A 12,227-nucleotide genomic window follows, 5' to 3' on the forward strand; every position below is an offset into this window, starting at 1 on the left:
TCTATCTGGAGCAGCGCACGACCAAGTGTCGTGCTCCCGGCCACTCTTCTGGATGGCGCAAGTCGGTATCTTCTACTTCCACGACTTTCGCACCTCTTGCTTCACATAGCTTTACTGGGGCAGCACTAAGTTGCCTGCGGTCAATCTTGTCTGGATAATAAAACACTCCGACTTGCGAGCCTAAACCAACAATAGCGGCGAGTGCTTCTTTATCTATGCCTGACACCGGCTCGGTTACTGCGGATTGCCCATCGTCAGCTTCGGAGGAGCGCTCGACCGACGTGTCGAGTTCGGAAGCACATCCTTGCAGCAACAGGGTTGCTGCAAGGGGCAGGATGAGCGCGGCCAGCTTCAACCAATCGCCTCCAACACAGCCTCACCCAGCTGCGCCGGGCTTTCGGCCACGACGATCCCGGCCGAGCGCATGGCTTCGATCTTGTCCTCGGCACCGCCCTTGCCGCCGGCGACGATTGCGCCCGCGTGGCCCATGCGGCGGCCCGGAGGGGCCGTGCGGCCTGCGATGAAGCCTGCAACCGGCTTTTTGCGGCCTTTCTTGGCCTCATCGGCCAGGAACTGCGCAGCCTCTTCCTCGGCTGAGCCGCCGATCTCGCCAATCATGATGATCGAAGTGGTCTCGTCATCTGCCAGGAACCATTCCAGCACGTCGATATGCTCAGTCCCTTTGATCGGGTCGCCGCCAATGCCCACACAGGTGGACTGGCCCAGTCCTACATCCGTTGTCTGTTTCACGGCTTCATAAGTAAGCGTACCCGAGCGGGAAACGACACCCACGCTCCCGCGTTTGTGAATGTGGCCGGGCATGATGCCGATCTTGCAGGCGTCAGGCGTGATGACACCGGGGCAGTTCGGGCCGATCAGGCGCGACTTGCTGCCTTCCAGTGCGCGTTTCACCTTCATCATGTCCAAAACCGGGATACCTTCGGTGATGCAGACAATCACTTCCATCTCGGCATCAATCGCTTCGAGGATCGAGTCCGCCGCGAATGGGGGCGGTACGTAGATCACCGATGCGTTGGCTTCGGTCACGTGCTTGGCCTCGTGGACCGAGTTGAACACGGGCAGGCCCAAATGCTCCATCCCGCCTTTGCCGGGGGTTACGCCGCCAACCATCTTGGTGCCATAGGCAATGGCCTGTTCGCTGTGGAATGTACCTTGCGAGCCGGTAAAGCCCTGACAGATCACTTTGGTGTTTTCGTCGATGAGGACTGCCATTTTGTCCCTTTCTCTAGGCGGTGTTGGATTGATAGGGTTCTGCCGCTGGAAGAACCTGCGGCGCATAGGTAATTTTCTGAAGCGTGGCGCGACCAAGGACCAGGTTGGCCATCGTGCGCAGGCCGCTGCTGATTTCGGCGATACCGCGCCTGATTTTTTGTCGAACCAGCGGCCAGCCCGTAGGGCGTGCGCGGGGGGCACCCATCTGGATTTCACCCGGCGCTTCGTTGCCTTGCTCGACCATCGCAGGGACCACCTGATAGACATTGACCCTACGCGCCGCAGCCGAGGCTGACGGGTTGAACAACAGGCCATCCAGCGTGATGTCATAGGGCTTTTGCGCCAGAAAGTGTTCTGCCGCTTGCCGGGTCAACGCATATGCGGCACCGCCGGGGTGGCGTGAGTGCATCAGGCGCAGTTCCCGACCCAGATGGGATGAGCTTTTGCGCTCAAGTGCGAGGTAAAGCTTTGTGCTGCGCCAGCGTTCGAACCGCACGATATCGGCATCCTCTGGCCACCAGGATGCATCGTTCAACCAATCCGCCAGTTCTGGCGACAGGAAAACATCATCCTCAAGTATCAAAGCCTGCTCCGCGCCAGAGGCGACAACGGCCTCCCACGCTTTGGCATGGCTTAGGGTGCAGGCCATGTCCTTGGTATGGAAATAACCCCACGGCCCCTCAGCCTGACAATCACGCAGGAATTCCTCACGGGTGGCGGCGTCGCAATCAACAGCGTTGACGCGCGTCGCCGACAGGCCTGCCTTTTGCAGTTCCTGCTCCATCAAACGCGCCCGCCCTGTGGCGCGTTCTAGACCAATGAGGAAGATGGGGATGGTCATCAGATCGGTTGTTTCTTTCGATTTCCCGCGTGAAATAGATAAACTTGGATTATAGATGCCGTGGGGTCGGCCTGTAGCCGACTCCACAGCACCTTGCTTACCCCTTAACCGCCTTCACGATCTTCTCGGCACCGTCTTTCAGGTTGTCCGCGGCGATCACGTCGAGGCCAGAGGTGTTGATGATCTCTTTGCCCTTCTCAACGTTCGTGCCTTCCAGACGCACGACCAGCGGCACTTTCAGACCAACCTCTTTCACTGCAGCGACAACGCCCTCGGCGATGACGTCACAGCGCATGATGCCGCCGAAGATGTTGACCAGAATGCCTTTGACCTGCGGGTCCGAGGTGATGATCTTGAACGCTTCGGTCACTTTCTCTTTGGTGGCACCGCCGCCTACGTCGAGGAAGTTGGCCGGCTCGGCCCCATACAGCTTGATGATGTCCATCGTCGCCATCGCCAGACCGGCGCCGTTGACCATGCACCCGATCTCACCATCCAGCGCGATGTAGTTCAGGTCGTACTTGGAGGCTTCGAGTTCCTTGGGGTCTTCCTCGGTCGTGTCGCGCAGTTCAGCGATATCCGGGTGGCGGTAGACCGCGTTGCCATCAAAGCCAACTTTGGCATCCAGCACTTTCAGGTCGCCAATGTCGGATACGATCAGCGGGTTGATCTCGAGCATCTCCATATCCTTCTCGACGAAGGCTTTGTAGAGGATGCCCATAAGCCTGACACATTGCTTGACCTGCGCGCCCTCAAGCCCCAGCGAAAACGCGATGCGGCGACCGTGGTAGGGTTGGTAGCCGGTGGCCGGGTCAACCGAGAAGGACAGGATTTTCTCGGGCGTCGCGGCGGCAACTTCTTCGATGTCCATACCGCCTTCGGTCGAGCAGACAAACGAGATACGGCTGGTCTGACGATCCACCAGCAGGGCCAAGTACAGTTCACGCTCGATGCCGGAACCGGCTTCGATATAGATGCGGTTGACCTGCTTGCCTGCCGGACCCGTCTGATGGGTGACCAGGGTGCGACCCAGCATCTTCTTGGCTTCTTCGGCCGCTTCCTCGACCGATTTCGTCAGACGGACACCGCCTTTTTCACCAGCGTCGGCTTCTTTGAAGGATCCTTTGCCACGGCCACCCGCGTGTATCTGCGCCTTGACGACCCAAAGCGGCCCATCCAGCTCACCGGCTGCGGTTTTGGCTTCCTCGGCGCGCAGCACGGCGCGACCATCGGAGACCGGAGCGCCGTAGCTGCGAAGAAGAGCCTTGGCCTGATATTCGTGAATGTTCATCGAAATTGTCCCGTCTGACTGCGTTTAACCGTTATAGGCGTGTCTAGCGGGTAAATTTAAAGGGTTTTTTGACCTGTGACGGGAAATTGCCGAAGATTTGCAACATTTGTGATCACGGGTTTTTAGGGTGTGATCACAAAAACTCGAGTGTCATCAATTGATTCGATAATCCTGCACAGTTTTTTGAAATCACATTCGAAAAAAGGGATTTGCGACGTTTGCGCCAACATATGCGGCCGGGTTCCGCGGTGGCAAATGAAAACCGGCCCATAATTGGGCCGGTCTCAAATTCAGATTGTCTGGCAGTTTTACGCCAGTGAACTGTCGATGCCTTTGCATGCCTCGATCAGGCCTTTCACGGCGTTGACCGAATTGTCGAAACCGGCTTGCTCGTCTTCGTTCAGCTTGATGTTTACGATGCGCTCGACGCCACCAGCGCCGATGACTGTCGGCACCCCGACATAAAGGCCGTTAACGCCTAATTCACCGCTGCAGTACGCCGCACAAGGCAGAACACGCTTCTGGTCTTTCAGATAGGCTTCGGCCATTTCGATCGCCGAAGTGGCGGGCGCGTAATAAGCCGACCCGGTTTTCAGCAGGCCTACGATTTCCGCGCCACCATCACGGGTGCGCTGTACGATGGCATCCAGCTTTTCTTGCGAGGTCCAGCCCATTTCAACCAGATCAGGCAGCGGGATACCGGCAACGGTCGAATAACGAACCGACGGCACCATGGTGTCGCCATGTCCGCCTAATACGAACGCGGTTACATCGCGCATCGAGACGTTGAACTCTTCCGACAGGAAATGCGCGAAACGTGCTGAATCCAGCACGCCAGCCATGCCGCAGACTTTGTTGTGCGGCAGGCCCGAGAATTCGCGCAGCGCCCAGACCATGGCGTCCAGCGGGTTGGTGATGCAGATCACGAACGCATCGGGCGCATGCGCTGCGATACCTTCGCCGACCGACTTCATGACTTTCAGGTTGATGCCCAGCAGGTCATCGCGGCTCATGCCCGGTTTGCGGGCTACGCCTGCGGTCACGATGCAGACATCCGCGCCAGCAATATCGGCATAGTCGCTGGTACCTTTCATCAAAGCGTCAAAGCCTTCGGACGGGCCGGATTCGGCGATGTCGAGCGCCTTGCCCTGTGGCAATCCGTCAGCAATGTCAAACAGGACAACGTCACCCAGTTCTTTGACAGCTGCAAGATGCGCAAGCGTGCCGCCGATGTTCCCCGCGCCGATCAGCGCAATCTTGGGTCTGGCCATTTGGAATATCTCCGGTCGGTTTTGAAATCGCGGCTGTGCTAGTCGCTAAAACGGCATTAGGCAAGAGTTCTGCGACGTGGCATACAACCGCATACCGTTTGCGAGACCCCATGTGGTTGCGCTAAAGGGCCTTTGAGACAAGCCAAAACCGGGACCGGTGCATGTTTGAATTAAACCTGATGTTTTTTGCAGTGGCGATCCCGGCGGTGATATTTGCGGGTATCTCAAAGGGCGGTTTCGGCTCGGGCGTGGCTTTTGCGTCATCATCGATTCTGGCCTTGATCTTAACGCCCGGGCAGGCCCTGGCCCTGATGCTGCCGATTCTGATGGTGATCGATGTGGCCACTTTGGGCCCTTATTGGAAGCGGTGGAGCTGGAGGGATGCGCGCCTGCTGATCCTGGGTGCTGTACCCGGTGTGGCAATGGGGGCATGGCTTTACCGTTCAACGGATGATGACCTGCTGCGCCTGCTGATCGGCGGCATCTCGGTCGGGTTCGTGATCTGGCACATCGCACAGTCAAAAGGCTGGGTGCGCGGATTTGCCAGACGGTTGCCACCCTCCGCTGGCCTGTTTGCAGGGCTGGTCGCGGGCTTCACCAGCTTCGTCAGCCATGCCGGAGGCCCTCCAGCTGCCGTTTACCTGTTGTCCCAACGGCTGACAAAGACCGAGTTTCAAGCCAGTACGGTATTGGTTTTCTGGGTGATTAATATCGCGAAGTTTGTACCCTACGCTTATCTGGGCATGTTCACGTGGCAGACGGCATGGGCCGATATGCTGTTAACACCGTTTGCTGTTCTCGGTGCGTGGCTGGGCGTCCGCGCACATTTCATGTTGTCCGAACGCCTGTTCTTTGGAATTGCCTATATGCTGCTGACCCTCACAGGCAGTAAGCTGATCTGGGACGCACTTACCTGATCAGGCGTTCGGGGGCAGCGCTTCGGCTACAGCCTCAAAAGCTTGCCCCGAAGCGACAAGGCAGGTGACCCCGTTGGGCAAGGTCACCGTGATGGTCCAGCTGCCGCCTTGAGCTGAGGCGAAAAGTTCCATGACTGCGCCTTGCTGGGCCAGACCAAAGCCCCTGCGCGTTTCGCCATAAGTGTCGGTCAACCTTTTCAGCACATCCTCTCGCGGTGCGCAGTTTTGCCCCTGGGCCTGTACCTGTTGTGCCGCCAGAACCATGATCCCAAGTCCCATCGTCATCTCGAACATTGTCTTTCGCATCCCGAATCCTTTCGGTTCCCTCTGCTGGTCAGGGTGCGGCGTAGGCGCCGAAATTCAGTTAAGGCAAAGCACGTTGCGCCCTGTTTGCTGCGGTGCGGCAATTTTGGGCTTGAACTTTCCGGTAAAAAATGCCCCATTCCGCGCAACTTTATTTCAATGGGAGTGGTCCATGGATCCTCGTCAGCGCCCCTATCGTTCGGTTCTCTATATTCCTGGGTCCCGGGATAGGGCTTTGGAAAAGGCCCGCACTCTGCCGGTAGATGCAATCATCTTCGATCTGGAAGATGCGGTCGCGGCCGACGAAAAGGACAATGCGCGCGAAACGCTCAAGGCGGCTTTGGCTGCCGGAGGGTACGGGTCACGCGTCAAGATTGTCCGGATCAACGGGTTGGACACCGAATGGGGCCGTGCGGATGCCGAGGCTGTGCGCGAAATGGATGCCGACGTAGTCCTGTTGCCTAAGGTGAATTCGGCGGCTGACGTGGATGCGCTGGCTGCGATCACCGGAGATCTGCCGATCTGGGCCATGATGGAAACCCCGCGTGGAATGCTGAACGCGGCAGAAATCGCCGCGCATCCGCTGATGGCCGGATTCGTGATGGGAACAAATGATCTGGCGAAAGAGTTGCAAACCCGCTTCCGCCCAGATCGCCTGCCTATGATGACCTCGTTAGGGCTGTGCTTGCTGGCCGCCAAGGCCGAAGGGCTGATTATCATCGACGGTGTTTACAACGCCTTCAAGGATGTCGAAGGTCTGGCTTTCGAATGTGCGCAAGGCCGCGATATGGGCTTTGATGGTAAAACGCTGATCCACCCGGCCCAGGTCGAAGTGGCAAATACTGCCTTCGCGCCATCGGATCACGAGATCGACCTGGCTCGCCGCCAGATCTCGGCCTTTGAAGAGACCGAGGCGCTTGGCCAAGGGGTCGCTGTTGTCGATGGCAAGATTGTCGAAAATCTGCACGTTGTAACTGCCCGCGAAATTCTGGCAAAAGCAGAGGCGATATTAGCTTTGCAAGCGGGGTAGGCCAGCATGGGCTTTGTTCTTCTGATCTTGGGTGTGGCGCTGTGGTGGGGGGCGCATCTGTTCAAACGTGTGGCACCTGAACGCCGCGCCGCAATGGGTGACGCGGGTAAAGGCGCTGTTGCCCTGGCTTTGGTCGCGTCGATCCTACTGATGATCTTCGGGTATCGCATGACCGACTTCATCCATGTTTGGGCGCCGCCAACCTTTCTGGTTCACGTCAACAACCTGTTGGTTTTGGTCGCGATTTATATGATGAGCCCTGCGGGCACAAAAGGCCGGCTGCTGAACAAGCTGCGCCACCCGATGCTGGGCGGGTTCAAACTGTGGGCTTTTGTGCACCTGTTGGTGAACGGCGATCTGGCCTCGATCATCCTGTTCGGTGGCCTTCTGGCCTGGGCGGTGGTCGAAGTCATTGTAATCAACAAGTCTGAACCCGAGTGGACCCCGGCAGAGCCTGGCACTTACGGCAAGGATGCGATGTTCTTTGTGGCTTCGATCGTTCTGATGGGAATTATCGGATACATCCATGGGCTGGTTGGCCCTTCTCCCTTCGGCTCATAAGGATTTGATTTGATGTCGAAGCTTTATCGCTTGCTGACCGAAGAAGACACTTCGGCCTTCTGTCACAAGGTGTCCGAAGCCCTGTCAAAGGGATGGGAGCTGTATGGCGACCCGGCTTACGCCTTTGATGCCAACGGCAACGTAATGCGTTGTGCGCAGGCCGTGACCAAAGAGGCCGAGGCCGACTATTCCCCCGACATAAAACTGGGACAGCAGTAATGGCGAAAACAAATCCGGGCCGATTTTTCGAGGACTATTCTGTAGGGCAGGTGTTGCAGCATGCAGTACCTCGCACCGTGACCGAGGGAGAGCGCGGCTTGTATCATGCGCTCTATCCGGCACGTCATGCGCTTTACTCTTCGGATGAATTTGCTCGGGACTGTGGGTTGCCGGAAAGCCCGATTGATGATCTGGCCGCGTTCCACATCGTGTTCGGCAAAACCGTGCCTGACATTTCCTTGAACGCGGTTGCCAATCTGGGCTATGCCGAAGGCCGTTGGCTGAAACCTGTTTATGCAGGCGATACGCTGCGATCCGTATCAGAGGTTATCGGCCTGAAGCAGAATTCCAACGGAAAAACCGGTGTTGTCTGGGTTCGTACCCGCGGGTTGAACCAGTTGGACGAGGTGGTTCTTGAATATGTGCGCTGGGTCATGGTGCGCAAGGCAAACATGGATGCACCCGCGCCCGAGACGGTTGTTCCTGATTTGAAGGCTGTGCTTGATCCGCAGGACCTGACCGTGCCGGAAGGGCTCAATTTTGCAAACTACGATTTTGCCCTCGCGGGCGAGGTGCATCGCTGGGGCGATTATGAGATCGGTGAAACCATCGATCATGTGGACGGTGTCACTGTGGAAGAGGCCGAACATATGCTGGCTACACGTCTGTGGCAGAACACCGCCAAGGTGCATTACGACCTGACGTTCCGTCCGGAAGGCAGGCTCATTTATGGTGGGCATGTAATCTCGATGGCGCGGACATTGTCCTTCAATGGCCTTGCAAATGCGCAGATGATTGTCGGCTTGAATGGTGGTGCCCATGCTAACCCGTGTTTTGCGGGTGATACGATCAAGGCATGGTCCGAAGTTCTGGACAAAGCGGAAACCGGGGTTGCCGGCATAGGCGCTGTGCGATTGCGTCTGGTCGCGACCAAGGGCGGTGATCCGTTCAAGCTGAAGAACGAAGAAGGGCGTTACCTGCCAGACGTTCTGCTGGATCTCGATTATTGGGCTTTGATGCCCAAATAGGTGATCTGACGGATATGTGACGCCACGGCTTGCAAGGCGTGATAGGTTTGCACAATGAACCTGCTACGCGCGATATTGGCCAGCGTCACTCTGGCACCGGCGGCTCAGGCCTGCGATCTGGCCTTGGCTTTAGCCGTGGATGTTTCTGGTTCAGTCGATAGCAGCGAATATCGCATCCAGATGGATGGGTTGGCCGCTGGTTTGCGCGACCCGATCGTGTCCGAGGCGCTGGTGCGGGGGCAGGCGCGGCTGATGCTGGTGCAGTGGACCGGCTCATCGCGCCAGCGGATCACTATTCCCTGGACCCGTATCGATAGTTTTGTCACGCTGGATCAGTTTGCGGACCAGGTCGCCGCCGATCCGCGCATCTGGCGGAATTTTTCGACGGCAATTGGTGAGGCGCTTCAAATGACCCTGAGTTCGTTCGATTCGGTTTCAGACTGCCGACGGCACCTGATAGATCTGTCAGGGGATGGTGTGTCCAATGAAGGGATTGAACCGACGCGGGTACATGCGGCCCTGCGCGCCGAGGGGGTCGTAGTCAACGCGCTGGCTATTGAGGAAAGCGAACCGGATCTGACGGCGTATTTCTTTGAGAATGTCATCGTGGGCGAAGGTGCTTTTGTTGTTTCTGCCACCGGGTTCGCGGATTACCCGGAACGAATTCGCCGAAAACTGCTGCGAGAAGTGACGCAGCAAACGGCAGGCCTGAAATGACAGGTTGAGAGATTCGTGATCACATCTCTTTGGCCTTGAAAACGCTAACATTGACAGCGCGGAATGTGATATGTGATCACGAGATTATTTTGTGTGATCACATATTTGAATTATCCGTGTAATTGAGCGCAATTTGATGGTTTTTGCACTCGCAGCACGTGACAGTGTCGCAAAAACCAGTAAAACGTTCGGTAGCCAACCGAAAAGGAGCCGCCATGGCCGATGTAAATCGGGGCAATCGCCCACTTTCGCCGCATCTGTCGATTTATCGCCCGCAGTTGACGTCGATCACGTCCATCCTGACGCGCATCACCGGCAACGCCCTTCTGCTCGCAGCTCTGTTGATCGTCTGGTGGTTTCTGGCCGCAGCAACTTCGCCCGAGGCGTTTGCGGTAGCGAATGGGGTAATAACCTCGATGCTTGGAGACCTTGTGATGGCGCTATCCGTTTGGGGGCTTTGGTATCACACGTTGGCCGGAGTGCGGCACCTGATCTGGGACAACGCGGTTGGTCTGGACCTTCCGACGGCGACCAAGCTGGCTTGGGCCGTTGTCATCGGATCGGTCGTCTTGACCCTTCTGACCCTTGTCCTCGTCGCGTGATTGGAGGCCTGACATGCGTTATCTGACCGACCGCAAACGTGCCGCTGGCCTTGGCTCGGCGAAATCCGGCACTGCCCATTTCTGGGCAATGAAAGTCAGCTCGGTTGCTTTGCTGATCCTTGTGCCGTTGTTTGTATTTACATTTGGTCCGATCCTGGGCCAGCCATTCGAGGTCGTTCTCGACTACTACTCGCGACCTTTCCCTGCCATCGTGGCAGCACTGACGCTGGCGGTTGGCTTCAAACACTTCGCGGACGGTGCACAGGTGATGCTTGAGGATTATGTTCACGGCACGCTTGAAAAGGTCCTGATCATTCTGTTGACCTGCCTGTCCTACGGCGCAGCAGCGGCTGGTATCTTCGCTATCGCGCGCATTGCCCTTTAATTCCTGGAGCTGAAAGAAATGGCTGCATACGAATACGAAACGCATGAATATGACGTGGTCGTTGTCGGCGCCGGTGGGGCCGGTCTGCGGGCGACGCTGGGTATGGCGGAACAGGGTCTGCGCACGGCCTGTGTGACCAAGGTTTTCCCAACCCGTTCGCACACCGTAGCAGCTCAGGGCGGTATCGCCGCGTCGTTGTCAAACATGGGCCCCGACCATTGGCAGTGGCATATGTACGACACTGTGAAAGGCTCGGATTGGCTGGGCGACACCGATGCGATGGAATACCTCGCGCGGGAAGCGCCCAAGGCTGTTTACGAACTGGAGCACTATGGCGTTCCGTTCAGCCGAACCGAAGAGGGTAAGATCTATCAACGCCCGTTTGGTGGTCACACCACTGAATTCGGCGAAGGCCCGGCAGTACAGCGCACCTGTGCCGCTGCGGACAGGACCGGCCACGCGATCCTTCATACGCTCTATGGCCAGTCGCTGAAGAACAATGCTGAGTTTTATATCGAGTACTTCGCTATCGATCTGATCATGTCCGATGACGGTCAGTGTCAGGGTGTTGTCTGCTGGAAGCTGGACGATGGCACGATGCATGTCTTCAATGCCAAGATGGTTGTGCTGGCGACCGGCGGGTATGGCCGCGCCTATTTCAGCGCGACCTCGGCCCATACCTGCACCGGTGACGGTGGCGGCATGGTGGCCCGTGCCGGCCTGGCCTTGCAGGATATGGAATTCGTTCAGTTCCACCCCACCGGCATCTACGGTTCGGGCTGTCTGATCACTGAAGGAGCGCGTGGCGAGGGTGGTTACCTGACCAACTCGGAAGGTGAACGGTTCATGGAGCGTTATGCGCCCCAGTACAAGGACCTTGCACCGCGCGATTACGTCTCGCGTTCGATGACCTTGGAAATCCGCGAAGGTCGTGGTGTCGGAGCGGAAGGGGATCATATTCACCTGAACCTCAGTCACCTGCCAGCCGAGGCTTTGGCAGAACGTCTTCCCGGCATTTCGGAAAGCGCCAAGATCTTTGCCGGCGTGGATGTCACCAAAGAACCGATCCCGGTTCTGCCAACCGTGCACTACAACATGGGCGGTATCCCCACAAACTATTGGGGTGAAGTTCTGAACCCAACGGCCGAGAACCCGACAGCTGTGGTGCCGGGCCTGATGGCAGTGGGCGAGGCCGGTTGCGCCTCGGTCCACGGCGCGAACCGGTTGGGCTCGAACTCGCTGATTGACCTTGTGGTCTTTGGCCGCGCGGCAGCGATCCGGGCAGGCAAAGTCGTGGATGCAGAAGCTGCGAACCCGGTTCTGAACCAGGCATCGGTCGACAAGGCCTTTGACCGGTTCGACGCGGTGCGCAATGCCAGCGGTTCCATCCCGACCGCCGAGTTGCGGCTTGAGATGCAGAAAACCATGCAAGCGGATGCTGCCGTATTCCGCACCGCCAAGACCATGGCCGAAGGCGTCGAGAAGATGACGGCAATCGCTGCCAAGATGGACGATCTGAAAGTCACCGACCGGTCGCTGGTCTGGAACAGTGACCTGATGGAAACGCTGGAATTGACCAACCTGATGCCCAACGCGCTGGCCACGATCGTCGGCGCAGAGGCGCGCAAGGAATCCCGTGGTGCCCACGCGCACGAAGATTTCTCTGCGCGTGATGATGAAAACTGGCGTGTTCATACGGTTAGCCGGGTCGAAGGCAACCAGGTTGAGCTTAGCTATCGTCCTGTGATCGTCGATCCGCTGACGACCGAAGACGAAGGTGGCATCAGCCTGAAGAAAATCGCGCCCAAGGCACGTACGTTCTAAAAGGC

At 57.6% G+C, this 12,227-nt stretch carries 15 protein-coding genes; 9 read left to right on the forward strand and 6 right to left on the reverse strand.

The features are described from left to right. Position 1: 1 nt before the first annotated feature. The 5 genes from AC2FLO_RS19765 to mdh all read right to left on the reverse strand — a co-directional run bounded on the left by AC2FLO_RS19765 (position 2) and on the right by mdh (position 4,636). On the reverse strand, positions 2-355 hold the full coding sequence (locus AC2FLO_RS19765; RefSeq protein ID WP_496752233.1) for a hypothetical protein: 354 nt from the start codon (positions 353-355) through the stop codon (positions 2-4). Continuing rightward, positions 352-1,233, reverse strand: coding sequence for a succinate--CoA ligase subunit alpha (gene sucD, locus AC2FLO_RS19770; RefSeq protein ID WP_209506539.1), 882 nt, complete (start codon positions 1,231-1,233; stop codon positions 352-354). The genes AC2FLO_RS19765 and sucD overlap by 4 nt, the downstream gene beginning before the upstream one ends. Positions 1,234-1,246: 13 nt before the next feature. Further along, positions 1,247-2,074 carry a glycosyltransferase family 25 protein gene (locus tag AC2FLO_RS19775; RefSeq protein WP_496752234.1) on the reverse strand — a complete coding sequence of 276 codons (828 nt, stop codon included), beginning with the start codon at positions 2,072-2,074 and terminating at the stop codon, positions 1,247-1,249. A gap of 97 nt (positions 2,075-2,171) precedes the next feature. After that, complete coding sequence (gene sucC / locus AC2FLO_RS19780; protein ID WP_496752236.1) at positions 2,172-3,365, reverse strand: ADP-forming succinate--CoA ligase subunit beta; 1,194 nt, start codon at positions 3,363-3,365, stop codon at positions 2,172-2,174. A 308-nt stretch (positions 3,366-3,673) separates the two neighbouring features. Beyond that, the gene (mdh, locus tag AC2FLO_RS19785) at positions 3,674-4,636 is read right to left on the reverse strand and encodes a malate dehydrogenase (RefSeq protein ID WP_496752238.1); all 963 of its coding nucleotides are present in this window, start codon (positions 4,634-4,636) and stop codon (positions 3,674-3,676) included. Between the two features lie 161 nt (positions 4,637-4,797). Between mdh and AC2FLO_RS19790 the strand changes: the two genes are divergently transcribed. Beyond that, on the forward strand, positions 4,798-5,553 hold the full coding sequence (locus tag AC2FLO_RS19790) for a sulfite exporter TauE/SafE family protein (protein ID WP_480585560.1): 756 nt from the start codon (positions 4,798-4,800) through the stop codon (positions 5,551-5,553). Here AC2FLO_RS19790 and AC2FLO_RS19795 read toward each other — a convergent pair whose 3' ends face one another. Then, entirely contained in the window at positions 5,554-5,859 is a 306-nt protein-coding gene (locus AC2FLO_RS19795; RefSeq protein WP_496752240.1) for a hypothetical protein, read from the reverse strand. It abuts the gene before it with no gap. 169 nt (positions 5,860-6,028) lie between these two features. Here AC2FLO_RS19795 and AC2FLO_RS19800 point away from each other — a divergent pair, with 169 nt between their 5' ends. The 8 genes from AC2FLO_RS19800 (at position 6,029) to sdhA (ending at position 12,222) form a co-directional block, all read left to right on the forward strand. Beyond that, the gene (locus AC2FLO_RS19800; protein WP_496752242.1) at positions 6,029-6,886 is read left to right on the forward strand and encodes an HpcH/HpaI aldolase/citrate lyase family protein; all 858 of its coding nucleotides are present in this window, start codon (positions 6,029-6,031) and stop codon (positions 6,884-6,886) included. A 6-nt stretch (positions 6,887-6,892) separates the two neighbouring features. After that, on the forward strand, positions 6,893-7,447 hold the full coding sequence (locus tag AC2FLO_RS19805) for an NnrU family protein (protein WP_496752244.1): 555 nt from the start codon (positions 6,893-6,895) through the stop codon (positions 7,445-7,447). Positions 7,448-7,459: 12 nt separating this feature from the next. Then, entirely contained in the window at positions 7,460-7,666 is a 207-nt protein-coding gene (locus AC2FLO_RS19810; protein WP_496752246.1) for a DUF1737 domain-containing protein, read from the forward strand. Then, on the forward strand, positions 7,666-8,694 hold the full coding sequence (locus AC2FLO_RS19815; RefSeq protein WP_496752248.1) for a MaoC family dehydratase: 1,029 nt from the start codon (positions 7,666-7,668) through the stop codon (positions 8,692-8,694). Before AC2FLO_RS19810 ends, AC2FLO_RS19815 begins: the two co-directional genes overlap by 1 nt. A 54-nt stretch (positions 8,695-8,748) precedes the next feature. Then, positions 8,749-9,411: a DUF1194 domain-containing protein gene (locus AC2FLO_RS19820; protein WP_496752250.1), complete on the forward strand. Its 663-nt coding sequence runs from the start codon at positions 8,749-8,751 to the stop codon at positions 9,409-9,411. Positions 9,412-9,626: 215 nt separating this feature from the next. Further along, positions 9,627-10,013, forward strand: a complete 387-nt coding sequence (gene sdhC, locus AC2FLO_RS19825) for a succinate dehydrogenase, cytochrome b556 subunit (RefSeq protein WP_496752252.1) — start codon at positions 9,627-9,629, stop codon at positions 10,011-10,013. A 13-nt stretch (positions 10,014-10,026) separates the two neighbouring features. Further along, positions 10,027-10,398: a succinate dehydrogenase, hydrophobic membrane anchor protein gene (sdhD, locus tag AC2FLO_RS19830; RefSeq protein ID WP_267363812.1), complete on the forward strand. Its 372-nt coding sequence runs from the start codon at positions 10,027-10,029 to the stop codon at positions 10,396-10,398. An 18-nt stretch (positions 10,399-10,416) separates the two neighbouring features. Then, entirely contained in the window at positions 10,417-12,222 is a 1,806-nt protein-coding gene (gene sdhA / locus AC2FLO_RS19835) for a succinate dehydrogenase flavoprotein subunit (RefSeq protein WP_267363813.1), read from the forward strand. Positions 12,223-12,227: the final 5 nt, after the last annotated feature.

It is taken from the genome of Ruegeria sp. TASC047, from assembly GCF_059612445.1.

Coding starts and splice junctions, on each gene's coding strand:
- AC2FLO_RS19810 (WP_496752246.1), top strand. CDS start 7,460: ATGTCGAAGCTTTATCGCTTGCTGACCGAAGAAGACACTTCGGCCTTC.
- AC2FLO_RS19800 (WP_496752242.1), top strand. CDS start 6,029: ATGGATCCTCGTCAGCGCCCCTATCGTTCGGTTCTCTATATTCCTGGG.
- sdhD (WP_267363812.1), top strand. CDS start 10,027: ATGCGTTATCTGACCGACCGCAAACGTGCCGCTGGCCTTGGCTCGGCG.
- AC2FLO_RS19790 (WP_480585560.1), top strand. CDS start 4,798: ATGTTTGAATTAAACCTGATGTTTTTTGCAGTGGCGATCCCGGCGGTG.
- AC2FLO_RS19820 (WP_496752250.1), top strand. CDS start 8,749: ATGAACCTGCTACGCGCGATATTGGCCAGCGTCACTCTGGCACCGGCG.
- sucD (WP_209506539.1), bottom strand. CDS start 1,233: ATGGCAGTCCTCATCGACGAAAACACCAAAGTGATCTGTCAGGGCTTT.
- AC2FLO_RS19775 (WP_496752234.1), bottom strand. CDS start 2,074: ATGACCATCCCCATCTTCCTCATTGGTCTAGAACGCGCCACAGGGCGG.
- sdhA (WP_267363813.1), top strand. CDS start 10,417: ATGGCTGCATACGAATACGAAACGCATGAATATGACGTGGTCGTTGTC.
- AC2FLO_RS19795 (WP_496752240.1), bottom strand. CDS start 5,859: ATGCGAAAGACAATGTTCGAGATGACGATGGGACTTGGGATCATGGTT.
- sdhC (WP_496752252.1), top strand. CDS start 9,627: ATGGCCGATGTAAATCGGGGCAATCGCCCACTTTCGCCGCATCTGTCG.
- AC2FLO_RS19805 (WP_496752244.1), top strand. CDS start 6,893: ATGGGCTTTGTTCTTCTGATCTTGGGTGTGGCGCTGTGGTGGGGGGCG.
- mdh (WP_496752238.1), bottom strand. CDS start 4,636: ATGGCCAGACCCAAGATTGCGCTGATCGGCGCGGGGAACATCGGCGGC.
- AC2FLO_RS19815 (WP_496752248.1), top strand. CDS start 7,666: ATGGCGAAAACAAATCCGGGCCGATTTTTCGAGGACTATTCTGTAGGG.
- sucC (WP_496752236.1), bottom strand. CDS start 3,365: ATGAACATTCACGAATATCAGGCCAAGGCTCTTCTTCGCAGCTACGGC.